Origin of the sequence: Microbacterium sp. SLBN-111 (assembly GCF_049739645.1) — a bacterium.
Classification (GTDB): Bacteria; Actinomycetota; Actinomycetes; order Actinomycetales; family Microbacteriaceae; genus Microbacterium.
This window is the reverse complement of sequence record NZ_JBMGQH010000001.1, coordinates 2,269,470-2,284,420: the sequence shown is the minus strand read 5'-3', so window position 1 is coordinate 2,284,420 and position 14,951 is coordinate 2,269,470. Positions and strand designations below refer to the sequence as shown.

15 protein-coding genes and 1 tRNA gene are annotated in these 14,951 nt (G+C 71.0%); 4 read left to right on the top strand and 12 right to left on the bottom strand.

All coding sequences use genetic code 11. The features are described 5' to 3' along the window. Positions 1–16 precede the first annotated feature (16 nt). Together RKD05_RS10555 and RKD05_RS10550 are read left to right on the top strand one after the other, a co-directional pair. Positions 17–661 carry a LysE/ArgO family amino acid transporter gene (locus RKD05_RS10555; RefSeq protein ID WP_424709905.1) on the top strand — a complete coding sequence of 215 codons (645 nt, stop codon included), beginning with the start codon at positions 17–19 and terminating at the stop codon, positions 659–661. A 15-nt stretch (positions 662–676) separates the two neighbouring features. Beyond that, positions 677–955 carry an acylphosphatase gene (locus RKD05_RS10550; protein WP_424709903.1) on the top strand — a complete coding sequence of 93 codons (279 nt, stop codon included), beginning with the start codon at positions 677–679 and terminating at the stop codon, positions 953–955. A 28-nt stretch (positions 956–983) separates the two neighbouring features. On the opposite strand, the gene RKD05_RS10545 is transcribed toward RKD05_RS10550, so the two are convergent. The 6 genes from RKD05_RS10545 to rplK all read right to left on the bottom strand — a co-directional run bounded on the left by RKD05_RS10545 (position 984) and on the right by rplK (position 5,721). After that, positions 984–2,036, bottom strand: a complete 1,053-nt coding sequence (locus RKD05_RS10545) for an NAD(P)H-dependent flavin oxidoreductase (protein WP_424709901.1) — start codon at positions 2,034–2,036, stop codon at positions 984–986. A gap of 2 nt (positions 2,037–2,038) precedes the next feature. After that, entirely contained in the window at positions 2,039–2,818 is a 780-nt protein-coding gene (locus tag RKD05_RS10540) for an amino acid ABC transporter ATP-binding protein (RefSeq protein ID WP_424709900.1), read from the bottom strand. Further along, positions 2,805–3,428 (bottom strand): amino acid ABC transporter permease, encoded by a 624-nt coding sequence (locus RKD05_RS10535; protein WP_231901763.1) that lies wholly within the window; start codon positions 3,426–3,428, stop codon positions 2,805–2,807. Before RKD05_RS10535 ends, RKD05_RS10540 begins: the two co-directional genes overlap by 14 nt. Before the next feature lie 119 nt (positions 3,429–3,547). After that, on the bottom strand, positions 3,548–4,348 hold the full coding sequence (locus tag RKD05_RS10530; protein WP_424709898.1) for an amino acid ABC transporter substrate-binding protein: 801 nt from the start codon (positions 4,346–4,348) through the stop codon (positions 3,548–3,550). A gap of 237 nt (positions 4,349–4,585) precedes the next feature. Next, complete coding sequence (rplA, locus tag RKD05_RS10525; protein WP_022880011.1) at positions 4,586–5,278, bottom strand: 50S ribosomal protein L1; 693 nt, start codon at positions 5,276–5,278, stop codon at positions 4,586–4,588. An 11-nt stretch (positions 5,279–5,289) separates the two neighbouring features. Then, on the bottom strand, positions 5,290–5,721 hold the full coding sequence (rplK, locus tag RKD05_RS10520; RefSeq protein ID WP_022880012.1) for a 50S ribosomal protein L11: 432 nt from the start codon (positions 5,719–5,721) through the stop codon (positions 5,290–5,292). A gap of 342 nt (positions 5,722–6,063) precedes the next feature. Between rplK and RKD05_RS10515 the strand changes: the two genes are divergently transcribed. Continuing rightward, positions 6,064–7,023, top strand: coding sequence for a hypothetical protein (locus RKD05_RS10515; protein WP_424709897.1), 960 nt, complete (start codon positions 6,064–6,066; stop codon positions 7,021–7,023). 186 nt (positions 7,024–7,209) lie between these two features. Here the strand turns inward: RKD05_RS10515 and nusG are convergent, their stop codons facing one another. The 6 genes from nusG to gabT form a co-directional block, all read right to left on the bottom strand. Continuing rightward, positions 7,210–8,328: a transcription termination/antitermination protein NusG gene (nusG, locus tag RKD05_RS10510; protein WP_424709895.1), complete on the bottom strand. Its 1,119-nt coding sequence runs from the start codon at positions 8,326–8,328 to the stop codon at positions 7,210–7,212. A 61-nt stretch (positions 8,329–8,389) separates the two neighbouring features. After that, positions 8,390–8,665 (bottom strand): preprotein translocase subunit SecE, encoded by a 276-nt coding sequence (secE, locus tag RKD05_RS10505; protein WP_022880015.1) that lies wholly within the window; start codon positions 8,663–8,665, stop codon positions 8,390–8,392. 43 nt (positions 8,666–8,708) lie between these two features. Beyond that, a tRNA-Trp gene (locus tag RKD05_RS10500) sits at positions 8,709–8,781 on the bottom strand. Positions 8,782–8,953: 172 nt separating this feature from the next. After that, positions 8,954–10,315 carry an NAD-dependent succinate-semialdehyde dehydrogenase gene (locus RKD05_RS10495; RefSeq protein WP_424709894.1) on the bottom strand — a complete coding sequence of 454 codons (1,362 nt, stop codon included), beginning with the start codon at positions 10,313–10,315 and terminating at the stop codon, positions 8,954–8,956. 81 nt (positions 10,316–10,396) lie between these two features. Then, entirely contained in the window at positions 10,397–11,857 is a 1,461-nt protein-coding gene (locus RKD05_RS10490) for a flavin monoamine oxidase family protein (RefSeq protein WP_424709892.1), read from the bottom strand. Positions 11,858–11,960: 103 nt separating this feature from the next. Beyond that, positions 11,961–13,319: a 4-aminobutyrate--2-oxoglutarate transaminase gene (gene gabT / locus RKD05_RS10485; RefSeq protein ID WP_424709890.1), complete on the bottom strand. Its 1,359-nt coding sequence runs from the start codon at positions 13,317–13,319 to the stop codon at positions 11,961–11,963. A gap of 42 nt (positions 13,320–13,361) precedes the next feature. On the opposite strand from gabT, the gene RKD05_RS10480 reads away from it, so the two are divergent. Continuing rightward, on the top strand, positions 13,362–14,936 hold the full coding sequence (locus RKD05_RS10480; RefSeq protein ID WP_424709888.1) for a PucR family transcriptional regulator: 1,575 nt from the start codon (positions 13,362–13,364) through the stop codon (positions 14,934–14,936). Positions 14,937–14,951: the final 15 nt, after the last annotated feature.

The window sequence follows — 14,951 nt, the reverse complement described above, 5'->3', positions numbered from 1 at the left end:
GCCCTAGCGTCGGAGGGTGCTCTCCTCCCTCGCCGCCGGATTCGGTCTCGGCCTCTCGCTCATCGTCGCGATCGGCGCGCAGAACCTCTTCGTGCTGCGCCAGGGCGTGCGCCGCGAACACGTCCTCGCCGTCGTCGCGGTGTGCGCGGCCTCAGACGCGGTGCTGATCGCGCTCGGCGTCTCGGGCGTGGGCGCGATCGTGACCGCGGTGCCGTGGGTGCTCGCCGTCGTGCGCTGGGCGGGGGCCGCCTTCCTCGTCGGGTACGGCGTCGTCGCCGCGCGGCGGGCGCTGCGGCCGTCGGGCGCGACCCTCCACGTCGACGAGGGCGCGTCGACGAGCGTCCGAACCCTCACCGCGACGACCACCCGCACGGCGGCGATCCTCACCTGCCTCGCGCTCACGTGGCTGAATCCGCACGTCTACCTCGACACCGTGTTCCTGCTCGGGTCGGTGGCCGCGACGCACGGCGCCGAGCGCGGCGTGTTCGGTGTCGGCGCCGCGGCCGCGAGCGTCGTCTGGTTTGCCGCCCTCGGCTTCGGCGCGCGGTTCCTCGGCCGGTGGCTCGACAGCCCGCGGGCCTGGCGGGTTCTGGACGGCGTCATCGCCCTCGTCATGTGGGCGTTGGCTGTGTCGCTCGTCCTCCCGGTGTTCACCGGGTGAGGTGACAATGGAGCCATGGCCACCGTCGAGATCACCGTTCGCGGACACGTTCAGGGCGTCGGATTCCGCTGGGCGCTGCGCGCCGAGGCCGAGCGACTCGGCGTCACGGGCTGGGTGCGCAATCGCCGCGATGGCGCCGTCGAGGCGCGTGTGAGCGGCACACCGGCCGCGGTCGACGCGCTCGTCGCCTGGGCACACACCGGTCCGCCGCTAGCGCACGTCGAGCGGGTCGAGGTCACTGAGCTGCCGGATGCCGAGGACGGCGAAGGCTTCGAGATCCGGGCCTCGGCCTAGCCGCGGTTCGGCCTAGCCTCGGTCCGGCCTAGCCGCGACCGTTCGGGAGACCCGCGCGGAGCTCCTCGAGCACCTCGGCCGCGTCGTCCCACCGCGCGAGCGCCGCAGCCTGCCCGGCCCACAGCGACAGCAGCTCGCCCTCGCCCGCGGCGGCAGCCGCCGCCCGGAACACCCCGGTGAGCCAGTTCTGCGCGGGGAACGGCGCGATCGCCCCGGCCGCTTCGATCTCGCGGACGGCACGATTCGGGATGCCACGCGCCAAACGCCCGCTCATCGCCCGGGTCAGCACCGTGTCGGTGTCGCGCGCGGCGGCGAGGGCGGCTCTGTGGGCGGCGGTGGCCGCGGACTGCCGCGTGCGGAGGAACGCCGTGCCGACCTGAACGCCCTCGGCGCCCAACGCCAACGCGGCGGCGACTCCGCGGCGATCGGCGATCCCGCCCGCGGCGATCACCGGCACGGACACCGCGTCCACGATCTGCGGCACAAGCGCGAACGTCCCGACGAGCGAGGCCGCGGGATCGCGCAGGAACGACACGCGGTGGCCCGCGGCCTCCATGCCCGTCGCCACCACGGCATCCACTCCCCCCGCCTCCAGCGCGACGGCTTCCCTGACCGAGGTGGCGGTGCCGACGACACGGATGCCGTGCTCTCGGGCGCGCGCGACGGTCGTGGCATCCGGGACGCCGTAGACCACGCTCAGGACGTCGGGGCGCGCGGTGAACACCGCGTCGAGCTGGTCGGCGAGCGCCGGCAGGAAGGTGGCGGGCGCGGTCGGACGTGCGACACCGGCGGCGGCGAACAGCTGAGCCGTGGCATCCAGGATCGGGACGAGATCGACGTCGGACGGGGCGACCTCGTCGCCGCGCGGCCACCACAGGTTCACGGCGATCGGGCGGTTGGTCGCCTGTCGCAACCGCGCGATCGTGTCGGCGATGCGGTCCGGCGAGTAGCCGTAGAGTCCGAACGAGCCGAGTCCGCCGCCGGCGCTGACGGCCGCGGTCAGCTCGACCGACGACAGTCCGCCGAAGGGGCCGAGGACGATCGGGAGGTCGACCCCGAGGAGGTCGGTGAGCCGCGGCACGGTCAGTCCAGGGGCCGCAGGAGACGGTCGAGGAACCGGCGCGTGCGCTCCTTCTGCGGCGCGGTGAACAGCGTCGCGGGGGCGCCCCGCTCGACGATGACGCCCTCGTCGAAGAACAGCACTTCGTCCGCGACCTCGCGCGCGAAGCCGAGTTCGTGCGTGACGATGACCATCGTCCACCCGTCATCCGCGAGTCCCCGCAGCACCTTCAGCACCTCGCCGACCAGCTCGGGGTCGAGCGCGCTCGTCGGCTCGTCGAACAGCAGAAGGTCGGGCTGGAGCGCCAGCGCGCGCACGATCCCCACGCGCTGCTGCTGACCGCCGGAGAGCTCCGCGGGGTAGGCGTCGCGCTTCTCGGCGAGTCCCACGCGGGCGAGCAGCGCCTCGGCGCGGGCGACGGCCTCGGCCTTCGGCGCGCCGTGCGCGTGCACCGGGCCCTCGATGACGTTCTGCAGCACGGTGAGGTGCGGGAACAGGTTGTGGTGCTGGAACACCATCGCCGACCGGTCGCGCATCGCGGCGCGGTCGGCCTTGGGCACGGGACGCGCGAAATCGATCGTCGGGCCGCCGTCGAATTCGACGCGACCCGCCTCGGGAGTCTCCAGGCCATTGAGGCACCGGAGCACCGTCGTCTTGCCCGAACCGGACGGGCCGATCAGGACCAGAACCTCTCCGCGGCGCACCCCGAGGTCCACCCCGTCGAGCACGCGGGTGTCGCCAAAACTCTTCTGGAGGCCCCGGACCTCGAGCAGCGGGGAACGGGTGTCGTCAGCGTGCGACATGGCGATCGAGCCTCCTCTCGAGCACGCCCTGCCCGGCGGACAGGACGAGGCAGAACAGCCAGTAGATCAGGGCCGCTTCGAGGTATACCGCCATGAACTCGTACGAGAACGCGGCGATGTTCTGGGCCTGCCGGAACAGCTCCGTGACGAGGATGAGGGATGCCAGCGAGCTGTCCTTCACGAGCGAGATGAACGTGTTGGACAGGGGCGGCACCGAGACGCGGGCGGCCTGCGGCAGGATGATCCGCGTCAGGGTCTTCCGGGGCGAGAGGCCCACGACGTGCGCGGCCTCCCACTGGCCGCGGGGGACCGAGAGGATCGCGGCGCGGATCACCTCGGCGGCATACCCGCCGACGTTCAGCGAGAACGCGATGACCGCGGCCGGGAACGGGTCGATGACGACACCCACGGCCGGCAGCCCGTAGAAGATCACGAACAGCTGCACCAGCAGCGGCGTGCCACGGATGACCGAGATGTAGAACCGCGCGATCCCGCGCAGGACCACGTTGCGCGAGAGCCGCAGCAACGCCATGCCGAGGGCGATGACGAGTCCGATGGCGAACGACGCCAGCGACAGCGGGATGGTCCCCCGCAGGCCCGCCAGCACCATGGGCCAGAACGAATCGAGCAGCAGCGTCCAGATGTCGTTCACTCGGCCTCCTTCCTGTCGCGAACGCGGCACGCCCGCCCTCCCACGCTAGGCGGGAGGCGCGGGCGCGCGACGGGGCTTTACTTCGTGACGTCGGCGCCGAAGTACTTCTGGCTGATCTCGGCGAGGGTCCCGTCGGTGCGGAGCTCGTCGAGCGCCTTGTCGATGGCATCCGTCAGGGCCTGCTTGTCCTTCGTCGTCGCGAAGGCGCTGTCGGACGTGTCGTCCGTCTGCGCGGCGATCTTGAGGCCGGTCGGGCTGTTCGTCTTCTCGTAGTCGAGGTAGGTCAGCTGGTCGTTGATCGTGGCATCCACGCGACCCTGCTTGAGGAGCGCGACGGCCTGCGCCCATCCCTCGACGGCCTCGACCTGCGCGCCGCTCTGCGTCGCGAGCTCGTACCAGTTGCTCGTGAGCGACTGCGCGGTGGTCTTGCCCGACAGGTCGGCGAAGCTCGAGATCGAGGAGTCGCTGTCGGCGGTCACGATGACGCCGCGGGACACGGTGTACGGCGAGCTGAAGAGGTACTTCGCCTGGCGCTCCGGGTTGATCGAGACCTGGTTCGCGATGACGTCGAAACGTCCCGCGTCGAGCCCGGCGAAGATGGCATCCCACTGGGTCTCCTGGAAGCGGACCTTGAGGCCCAGCTTCTCGCCGACGGCCTGCGCGATCTCGACGTCGAATCCGGTGAGGGTGCCCGACTCGTCGTGGAACGAGAACGGGCGGTAGGTGCCCTCGGTGGCCACGGTCAGGTTTCCGGCCGACACGAGGCCGAGGTCATCGCCCTGCGCGCTCGACGCGGACGTCGAGGTACCGCTGCAGGCGGTGAGGGCGAGGGCGAGAGCGCCGAGGGCGGCGGCGATGGCGGGGAGACGACGGGGCATAGGTGTTCCTTGCTGTGGTGCGTGCGGGGGATTGGGGGGTCCGGGGTGGCGCTGGGCGCACCCCCAGCCCAACACGGTTCGCCGTGGCATCCTTCCCGGATGACGTCGTGTTGCACGTTCGTGCATCCGGCGCGCGGGAGCTCGGGCTGGGGGCGGTGGGCCGTTGGGCGGTGGGCGGTGGCGCAAAAGCGAAAGCCCCGCCGGCACGAGGCGCGACGGGGCTTTCGACGGGGTGCGTCACACGAAGGCGTTGACGTCCAGCGGGATGCCGGGACCGAACGTGGTCGAAACGGCGCCCTTCTGGATGTAGCGGCCCTTCGAGCTGGACGGCTTGAGGCGGATGATCTCCTCGAGCGCGGCCTTGAGGTTCTCGTCGAGCTGCTCGGCCGAGAACGAGGCCTTGCCGACGACGAAGTGCACGTTGGCGTGCTTGTCGACGCGGAACTCGATCTTTCCGCCCTTGATCTCCTCGACGGCCTTGGCCGGGTTGGGGGTCACGGTGCCGGTCTTCGGGTTCGGCATGAGGCCGCGGGGACCGAGGACCTTACCGAGGCGACCGACCTGGCCCATGAGCTCGGGCGTGGCGACGGCCGCGTCGAACGACGTGTAGCCGCCGGCGACCTTCTCGATGAGCTCGGCGCCGCCGACCTCGTCGGCACCGGCAGCCAGGGCCGCCTCGGCCGCGGGGCCGTTGGCGAAGACGATGACGCGAGCGGTCTTACCCGTGCCGTGGGGCAGGATGACCGTGCCGCGGACCATCTGGTCGGCCTTGCGGGGGTCGACCGAGAGCTTCAGCGCGACCTCGACGGTCGAGTCGAACTTCTTCGAGCCGGTCTCCTTCGCGAGGGCGACGGCCTCGGTCGGGGTGTAGAACGTGTCGGGCGCGACCTTCTCGGCGGCGGCCCGGTAAGCCTTGGACTTGGTAGCCATGATTATCTCCCTCAGTCCTCGACCGTGATGCCCATGGAACGGGCGGTGCCGGCGATGATCTTGGCCGCAGCCTCGATGTCGTTCGCGTTCAGGTCGGGCTGCTTGGTCGTAGCGATCTCGCGCACCTGCTCCTTGGTGAGCTTGCCCACCTTGGTGGTGTGCGGCGTCGGCGAACCCTTGGCCAGGCCGGCGGCCTTCTTGATGAGCTCTGCGGCCGGGGGCGTCTTCAGGATGAACGTGAAGCTGCGGTCCTCGTAGACCGTGATCTCGACGGGGATGACGTTGCCGCGCTGGGCTTCGGTCGCCGCGTTGTAGGCCTTGCAGAACTCCATGATGTTGACGCCGTGCTGACCGAGCGCCGGACCGATCGGGGGCGCGGGGTTGGCCGCACCCGCCTTGATCTGGAGCTTGATCAGGCCGGTCACCTTCTTCTTGGGTGCCATATCCTTTTCCTCTCTCGAGCGGAGCCTCGCGGCCCCTCTCTCCCGCACGTCCGGCCGTTCCGGACAGCGGTCGCGCTCGCGCAGACGCACGAGCAACCTCCCCATTATACGCGATGTCCCGGCATCCCCGCTCCCCCGCCCGCCCCGCCGCCCCGGCGCCGCCGCCGGCGCCCCTGCTGCGCCCGCGCCCGCACCCGCGCATAAACGCCCTGGCTCCGCGGAAACGCTCCGTCCGGGCGTTTGCGCCGAGCCGAAGCGTTTACGCGGCGGGGGCCGGGCGACTTATCCCCACCCGGAGACAGCTCGCGCACGCGAGGTGCGCGCACCTGCGAGCCTCAATCCATGGTCACCGAGATCTCTGCGCTTCGTCGGGCACCCGCACCCCTCATCCACGCGGCGGATGCCACCCACATGGGCGCGCACCCTGCCGACGACTCGGCCCTCCACCGCGTCCGACGCGCCGTGTACACACCGAGGCACGACTGGGAGGCACTGCCGGAGTGGGACCGGTACCTGCTCCGCGTCCACGCGTTCGCCCTGACACGTCCGGATGCCGTCTTCTCACACGAATCAGCGGCGGCTCTCCTGGGTCTCCCGATCTTCGGGCACCCTCGGCACATCCACATCTTCGACGCGCGACGAGAGCGGTCCCTCGTCTACGGCGACGTCGTGGCGCACACGAGCGCCGACTCTCGGGCGACGCTCGAACTCGACGGCATCCACATGTGCACGGTCGATGACGTCGTGCTGGATCTCGCACGGGTACTCCCACCGGCCTTCGGTCTCGCCGTCGGCGACGCCGCAGTCCGCGCGGGGCGCCTCGAATCTCCGCGCCTCGTCGAACGTGCCTCGCTGCAACGGAATCCGAATGGGCGGAATCGGCTGGAGTGGGTCATCGAACGCATTGATGCCCGAGCCGAGTCGGTGGTCGAATCAGTCAGCAGGGCTGTCGCCGAGTGGTGCGGATTTCCACAGCCGGACCTCCAGAGGGAGCATCGCGTGGCAGGGCGTCTGTACCGATCGGACTTCTGCTGGCCGGAACACAATGTCATCGGCGAGGCGGACGGGTGGTCGAAGTACGACCCCGCCGACGCGCGCCTCGCCGCGGAGGCCGTTCGCAACGAGAAGCGACGCGAGGACGCGCTGCGCCGCGCCGGATGGCGTGTCGCGCGATGGGACTACTCGGGCGCACTCCGCGTCGACGGCCTACGCGAAGGGCTCAGTCGGGCCGGCCTTCCCACGGTGACTCGCCCCAACACCGCCGCGCTGCGGAGCGTCGGCGTCAACCGTCGTTCGCTCTGATCCCGGGAAGCGGCGCACCGTAAACGCTCGGGCTCGGCAGAAACGCTCGGACGGGGCGTTTCCGTCGAGTCGGAGCGTTTATGCATCGGGTGGCACGGCTGGCGCGGGCCCCCGGGCCCACCGCACCAACGGCGAACGCCCCGCCGGCGGGAGCCGGGCGGGGCGTTCGGGACGACGCGGAGCGCGTCAGAGCATCTTGGTGACCTGGTCGAACGACAGCTCGACCGGGGTCTCGCGCTCGAAGAGCGACACGAGCACCGTGAGCTTGCCGCTCTCGGGCTTGATCTCGCTGATCGTGCCGGGCAGGCCCGCGAACGAGCCCTCCTTGATCGTGATGGTCTCGCCGGTCTCGAAGTCGACCTCGGCGGGGATGACGCGCTGCGCGACGGGAGCACCCTTCGCGGCGCCGCCCTTGGCCGGAGCGGACTCCTTGACCTCGACCAGGCTCTTCAGCATGTTGAACGCCTCGTCGAAGCGCAGCGGCGTGGGGTTGTGGGCGTTGCCCACGAAGCCGGTGACGCCGGGCGTGTGACGCACGACCGACCAGGTGTCTTCGTTGAGGTCCATGCGCACGAGCACGTAGCCCGGGATGCGCACGCGCGTGACCATCTTGCGCTGGCCGTTCTTGATCTCGACGACGTCCTCCATCGGGACCTCGACCTGGTAGATGTCGTCCTCGACCTCGAGCGTGGACTTGCGCTGCTCGATGTTGGCCTTCACCTTGCGCTCGAAGCCGGCGTAGGAGTGGATGACGTACCACTTGCCGGGGAGCGACCGGAGCTCGGCGCGGAAGGCCTCGTACGGGTCGAGGTCTTCGTCGTCGACGGCGTCCTCGTCCTCCGCCGCGTCGGCGGGAGAGACGGATGCCTCGACCTCGTCGACCACACCGGCGGCGGCGGAGACCTCCTCGACGAAGTCCTCGTCGAGAACGGGCGCGTCGGGCTCGCCGTTGATGTCGGGACCGTCGTAGGGGGTGACCTCGTCGGCGAGTTCGGCGGCCTCTTCGGCGGCTTCCTCGGCGAGGGAGTCGTTGAGCACCTCGGCGGCGGCCTCGGCCTCGCTGGCCTCGTCGATCTCGAGTGCGTCGTTCACGATGGCGTCGGCCTCCGGGTCGGTGATGTCGATGTCGTCGAGCTCGTCGTCGTCATCGTCCTCGTCGTCGACGATGTGGATGGCGCTGTGCTCGGCCGCGTCGGAGGCGCGCTCCTGGGATGCCAGGACGTCGCCCTCCTGCGCCTCGTCGTCCTCGCTGGACTGCTCGGCCGTGGGCGCCCAATCGGCGTCGTCGACATATCTTTCAGACACTGGTGATCTCTTCCGTTCTGGGGCGGCCGCTCGTGGGGCCGCGCGTCCGCCGAAGCGCCGGTCAGGCGCCGGCGGCGCCGGGGATGCCGAACACGGCGGTAGTCAGCCACACGAACAGCACGTCGAGGCCGTACACGAGAGCCATCATCACGACGACGAACCCGAGGACCACGGCCGTGAACTTGACCAGTTCCTGCCGCGTGGGCGTGACGACCTTGCGCAGTTCCGCGATGACCTGACGGATGAAAAGAGCGATCCGCGCGAAGAAGTTGAGCTTCTTCTCGCGGGGCGCGCCGCGTTCTGCGACGATCTCGCCCCTCGCCTCGTCCTGCGTCATCGAACCACCTAGGTCGTTTCTCGTTGCCAGCGTGCGCTGTGCGCAGGGCGGACAGGAATCGAACCTGCAACCTGCGGTTTTGGAGACCGCTGCTCTGCCAATTGAGCTACCGCCCTAAGGCCCGCGGAGGGCCCGGGATGCGAAACCGACACACTTTCGCCAGGAATCTCTCGGGGAGGGATGCCGCCTGTGCGCGGGGCACGGCGAAAGAATGCAGATTTCGACTGCACTCCCCAGTCTATGCCATGTCCCCCGACGTGGCGAACCGCGCCGGGGGACGGGCAGGACTCAGGCCGTGCGGATCAGCTTCTTGTTCACGAACTCATCGGCCGCGAGGAGCCCCATCTCACGCGCCGTGCCGCTGCGCTTCACGCCGCCGAACGGCAGCTCCGGCGAGTCGGCGAGCACGAGGTTCACGTAGACCATCCCGGCCTCGATCCGCTCCGCGATGCGCTCGGCCTGAGCGGCATCCGTCGTGAAGACGTACGAGCCGAGACCGAAGCCGGTGTCGTTCGCGATCGCCACGGCCTCGTCCTCCCCCGACACGCGGTAGACCGTGGCGACGGGGCCGAAGAACTCCTCGCCATAGGCATCCATGTCGCTCGTCACGCCCGTGAGGACCGTGCCGGGGTAGAAGGCGCCGTCACGCGTCCCGCCGACCTCGAGCGTGGCGCCCTGCGCGACCGCGCGCTGCACCTGCTGATCGAGGCGCTCGGCCGCCGCGAGGGACGAGAGCGGCCCGAGCACGGTGTCCTCGGCGAACGGGTCGCCGACCTTCGCCTCGCCGAGCGCCGCGCTGAACTTCGCCAGGAACGCGTCGTAGAGGTCGTCGACCACCAGGAAGCGCTTGGCACCGTTGCAGGACTGGCCGTTGTTGTCCAGGCGTGCGTCGACCGCGGCCTGCACGGCCGCGTCGAGGTCGTCCGTGGACAGGAGGATGAACGGGTCGGATCCGCCGAGCTCCAGCGCGACCTTCTTCAGGTTGCGGCCGGCGACCTCGGCGACGGCGGCACCGGCGCGCTCCGAGCCGGTCACCGAGACGCCCTGCACGCGCGGGTCGGCGATGATCGCGGCAGCCTGGTCGTTGGTGACGCGGATGTTGACGTACGCCCCCTCGGGGAGCCCGGCGTCGCGGTAGATGAGCTGCAGGGCCTCCGCGGACTCGGGGCACTGCGGCGCGTGCTTGAGGAGGATGCTGTTGCCCACCGCGAGGTTCGGGGCGGCGAAACGGGCGACCTGGTAGTACGGGAAGTTCCACGGCATGATGCCCAGCAGCGGGCCGAGGGCCGAGCGTCGGATGACCGCGGTGCCCTCGCCGAGAATGTCGATCGGGGTATCGCCCGTGATCTTGTCGATGTTGTCGGCGTAGTACTCCGTGATGTCGGCCGCGAAGTCGACTTCGCCGAGCGCCGCCTCGAGCGGCTTGCCCATCTCCCGCACGATGATCGCGGCGAGGTCGTCGCGGCGCTCGCGGTGCAGCTGGGCCACGCGGCGCAGGGCCTCGGCGCGCTGCGCCGGTGCGGTCCGCGACCAGACGCGGAAGCCGTCGTGCGCGGCGGCGAGGGCGGCCTCGACGCCCGCGTCGGACAGGGTGTCGTACTCGGCGAGGGTCTCCCCCGTGGCGGGGTTGACGACGGCGTAGTCACTCATGTGGGGCTCCCGTGGTGGTGTCGTGGTCGAAGGGTATGACGCGACGGCCGCGCCCGAGAAGGGACGCGGCCGTCGCAGCGCTCATCCGCGTGCGCGTTCGAGGATCTCGTCGGCCGCGCGGTGGCCCTGACGGATCGCGCCGTCGACGTGCTGGTATCCGGCACCGGCCATGTCGCTGCACGCGAGGTGGATCGGACCGACGGGCTCGCGCAGGTCGGCGCCGTAGCGCTGGAGGCCGCCGAGGTCGAAGCTCGCGGCGTAGGCGCCGCGCGTCCACTCCTCGGTGCCCCAGTCGCTCTCGTAGTAGACGATCGGGTTCTTCGCCTCGGGCCCGTAGTAGTGCGACAGCGACTCGAGGATGCGCTCCTTGCGCTCCTCGGCGCTCAGCCGGAAGAGGTCGTCGGCATTCTGGTCGGACACGAATCCGACCAGCGTCCCGCGCTCGTCGCCGTGGTTGGTGTTGTCGTAGGCCTCGTGCGACAGCTCGTAGGGGCTGAACGCGGTGCCGGAGAGCCCCTGCTCGCGCCAGAACGGGCGGTCGTAGACCGCGTGGACCTTGATGACGAACCCCATCGAGATGTGCTGGTGCATCTGGTGCTGCTTGCGCGGCAGCGGCGGCTCGAACGAGATCCGGGGGTACAGCACCGGGGCGAGCGCGAGGATGGCGTAGCGGGCGCGGACCGTCACGTCGTCGGTGATCACGGTGACGCCCGAGGCGGAGGACTTCGCGGCCTCGACCCGTGCCGTGAGCGCGCGCAGGTCGTCGACCCGGCTCCCCGTCGCGGAATCCGCGGGCCGGTCCGCCGCCACGGCGTCGGGGCCCCAGATGATGCGGCGCACCGGCTGGTTCAGCAGGACGTCGTCGCCGAGCCGCTCGGCGAGCAGCTCGGGCACCTGCTGCAGACCGCCGACGACGCGCTTGTCGAGGATGAAGTCGGCGTCGACGAGGTGCGAATACGATCCCGCGGATGCCGCCATCAACAGCGACTGCAGGAGCGAGAACGTGTGCGTGGGCTTCGTGAGCATCGCCGAGCCGGTGGCGAAGGCGAGGTTGCGGACGGCCTCATCATCGTCGGTCTGCTGGCGGAGCCACGCGTCCCACGAGATCTTGTCCCACTCGGCGGCGTTCGGGTGCTCCCACGGCTTGTCCGGGTCGATCTCGGCCACCATGGCATCCAGGCGCGCGGTGATCTCGTCGATGACGCGCTCGGTCTCGGGTGCGACCGGGAACATCTCCCCCGTGAAGCGCTTGGCGACGCCGTCGGGTCCGACGTAGACGCTGTCGCCCTCGCGGTACCGGCTGTAGGTCGACAGGCCCAGGTCGGCGACGGTGTCGATGAGCGCCTGCTGATCCGGCGACACCCACTGGCCGCCGAGTTCGAGCATGGCGCCGTCGATCACGTCGGTCCACAGCCGCCCGCCGACGCGGTCGCGCGCCTCGAGCACGACGACCGACAGTCCGGCCTTGCGCAGGTCGTTCGCGGCGGTCAGTCCCGCGGCTCCGGCCCCGATGACGACGACGTCACGCGTGATCTCGCTCATGGAAGCTTTCCTTCTGTCTCGGTGACCGGTGTCGGTGACCCGGATGGTGCGGACGAGGGGGCGGAGCGTTCGGGTCGCCTGCCGCCCCCTCGAGTCGTGCTGCTCAGTGACGCGCGAGCGCGCCCGCGACGACGTCCAGGCCCTCGTGGAGCAGGTCGTCGCCGATCGACAGCGGCGGGAGGAACCGGATGACGTTCCCGTAGGTCCCGCACGTGAGCACGATCACGCCCTCGGCGATGGCGGCCTTGGCCACGGCCGAAGTGAGAGCGGCATCCGGAGCCCCCGTCGCCGGGTCGACGAACTCGGCGGCGATCATCGCGCCGTGACCGCGGACGTCGCCGATGCGCGGGTCGTTCTGCTGCAGCGCGGTGAGGCGAGACAGGAGGATCTCGCCGATCTCCCGCGCCCGCTCGATCAGTCCGTCGTTCTCGAACGCGTCGATGGATGCCAGAGCCGCGGCGCACGCGATCGGGTTGCCGCCGTAGGTTCCGCCGAGGCCGCCGGTGTGGGTGGCATCCATCATCTCGGCGCGACCGGTCACGGCCGCGAGCGGAAGACCGCCGGCGATGCCCTTCGCGGTGGTGACGAGGTCGGGGACGATGCCGAAGATCTCGGACGCGAACATCGCTCCGGTGCGGGCGAAGCCGGACTGCACCTCGTCGGCGATGAACACGACGCCGTTCGCGTGGCACCACTCGACCAGCGCCGGGAGGAAGCCGTCGGCGGGGACGATGAAGCCGCCCTCGCCCTGGATGGGTTCGATGATGACGGCGGCGAGGTTCTCGGCACCGACCTGCTTCTCCATGACGGAGATGGCCTTGGCCGCCGCTTCGGGGCCGGACAGGCCGTCGCGGTACGGGTAGGACAGCGGCGCGCGGTACACCTCGGCGGCGAACGGACCGAAACCGCTCTTGTACGGCATGTGCTTCGCCGTCAGCGCCATCGTGAGGTTGGTGCGGCCGTGGTAGGCGTGATCGAACGCGACGACGGCGTGACGGCCGGTGTGCTTGCGCGCGATCTTGATCGCGTTCTCGACCGCTTCGGCGCCGGAGTTGAACAGTGCGCTCTTCTTGGCGTGGTCGCCGGGGGTGAGGCGGTTGAGGGCCTCCGCCACCGAGACGTACGAGTCGTAGGGCGACACCATGAAGCACGTGTGGGTGAAGGCGGCGACCTGCTCCTGCACAGCGGCGACGACGGCCGGGTGAGAGTTGCCGACCGTGGTCACGGCGATGCCGGAACCGAGGTCGATGAGCGAGTTGCCGTCGGCATCCACGACCACTCCCCCGCCCGCCGCGACGGCGTGGATGGGGACCGTGTGGCCGACACCGGCCGAGACCGCGGCGGCCTTGCGGTCGAGCAGCTCCTGCGAGCGAGGGCCGGGGATGCTGGTGACCAGGCGGCGCTCCTGCGGGAGCGAGGGTCCGCCGACGGGGGGCGCGGTGACGGTGTGCGGTGCGGTCATGTCCGCGAGCGTAGGGAAGGCGGCCGCGACCCGATACCCTCCGTGCTGTACATTTCCCCTACCCAGCTGTACGAACCGTACAGCGGATTCCGCGGGAGCCCCATGGATGCCACCGACACCCCCACCCTCGGCGCGCTGCTGCGTCGCTCCGACCTGCACCTGCGCCTCGAGAACGGCACCCCCGACGACCTCGCGCGGCCGGTGCGGTGGGTGCACAGCAGCGACCTCGCCGACCCCACGCCGTTCCTCTCGGAGGGGCAGGTGCTCCTGACCACGGGCACGCAGTTCCAGGGGCCGGGCGCGACGTCCGCCGTCGACTACGTCCAGCGACTCACGGCGCGGGGCGTCGCGGGCCTCGGCTTCGGCACGGAGGTGGTGCGCGACGGCATCCCTCCCGAGCTCGCCACAGCCTGCCGTGACGCCGGTCTCCCGCTGTTCGAGGTGCCGTACCGCACCCCGTTCATCGCGGTCGCCCGCGCCAACGCCGAGGCGATCGCGGCCGAGGCGTACGCCCGCCGCACGTGGGCGCTGTCGGCGCAGCGCGCGATCGCCCTCGCGGCGCTGCGCCCCGACGGGCTCGGCGCGACGCTCGCGGAACTCGCGCGACAGCTGGGCACGTGGGTCGGACTTTACGACGCGGCCGGTGAACTCACCCGCGAGCACCCGAGCGGCGACCTGGATGCCGCGACCTCGGCGTCGCTCGGCACCGAAGTGACCACGGTCCTCCGCCGGGGCGCGCGGGCGGCCTCGGCGCTGCGGATCGCGGACCGTCCGTTCACACTGCAGACCCTGGGCCGCGGCGGACACCTGCGCGGCGTCATCGCGATCGCGGCCGGCGAGCTCGACCAGGAGGGTCGCGGCGTCGTCACCGCCGTCATCGCGATGGCCGGCCTCGCGTTCGAGCAGCACCAGGGACTCGGTCGGGCCCGCGGCGCGTTGCGGGCGGGGCTCGTGCAGTCGCTCCTCACCGACGACCCGACGCTCGCGCGACGCATCGCGCGCGACGCGTGGGGTCCGCTGCCGACCGCGCCGATCGTGGTCGCCCTCACCGACGCCGCGGCCACGCGCAGCGGCGGTCTCGCGGAACTCCTCGAGCTGCGGGCGGAGGAGCGCCGCGGCGCGGTGTTCTTCGGCCGCGCGGACGACGGCGTCGTGATCGTGGTCCCGGCCGACGAACGGCAGGCGATCCAGGAGGCGGCGGAGCGCTTCGGCGCACGGATCGGGGTGTCCGAACCCACCGGGTACGACCGCTTCGCCGCCGCGGTGGAGCAGGCGCGCGTCGCCCGGGATCGCGGGCGCGATGCCGTGACGACCTTCGGCGAGGTCGCGGCATCCGGAGTCCTGTCGGCGCTCGGACCCGACGCCCCGACGCTCGCGGCCGCCGAGCTCGCACCCCTCACCTCCCACGACGCGAACGAGGGGTCGCGTCTCGTCGAGACGCTCCGCGCGTGGCTCGACCACGACTGCTCGCACGAGCTCACCGCGCAGGCGCTCGGCGTCCACCGCCACACCGTGCGCACGCGCCTGGCCCTGGCCGAGCGGTTGCTGGATCGCGATCTGTCGTCGTTCGCCACGCGCGCCGAGCTGTGGGCGGCGCTCAGGGTGCAGCCGGCCTGAGTCCTGGCATCCGCG

Coding starts and splice junctions, on each gene's coding strand:
- RKD05_RS10550 (WP_424709903.1), top strand. CDS start 677: ATGGCCACCGTCGAGATCACCGTTCGCGGACACGTTCAGGGCGTCGGA.
- RKD05_RS10540 (WP_424709900.1), bottom strand. CDS start 2,818: ATGTCGCACGCTGACGACACCCGTTCCCCGCTGCTCGAGGTCCGGGGC.
- RKD05_RS10535 (WP_231901763.1), bottom strand. CDS start 3,428: ATGGTGCTGGCGGGCCTGCGGGGGACCATCCCGCTGTCGCTGGCGTCG.
- RKD05_RS10530 (WP_424709898.1), bottom strand. CDS start 4,348: ATGCCCCGTCGTCTCCCCGCCATCGCCGCCGCCCTCGGCGCTCTCGCC.
- rplA (WP_022880011.1), bottom strand. CDS start 5,278: ATGGCTACCAAGTCCAAGGCTTACCGGGCCGCCGCCGAGAAGGTCGCG.
- rplK (WP_022880012.1), bottom strand. CDS start 5,721: ATGGCACCCAAGAAGAAGGTGACCGGCCTGATCAAGCTCCAGATCAAG.
- RKD05_RS10515 (WP_424709897.1), top strand. CDS start 6,064: ATGGTCACCGAGATCTCTGCGCTTCGTCGGGCACCCGCACCCCTCATC.
- secE (WP_022880015.1), bottom strand. CDS start 8,665: ATGACGCAGGACGAGGCGAGGGGCGAGATCGTCGCAGAACGCGGCGCG.
- RKD05_RS10495 (WP_424709894.1), bottom strand. CDS start 10,315: ATGAGTGACTACGCCGTCGTCAACCCCGCCACGGGGGAGACCCTCGCC.
- RKD05_RS10490 (WP_424709892.1), bottom strand. CDS start 11,857: ATGAGCGAGATCACGCGTGACGTCGTCGTCATCGGGGCCGGAGCCGCG.
- gabT (WP_424709890.1), bottom strand. CDS start 13,319: ATGACCGCACCGCACACCGTCACCGCGCCCCCCGTCGGCGGACCCTCG.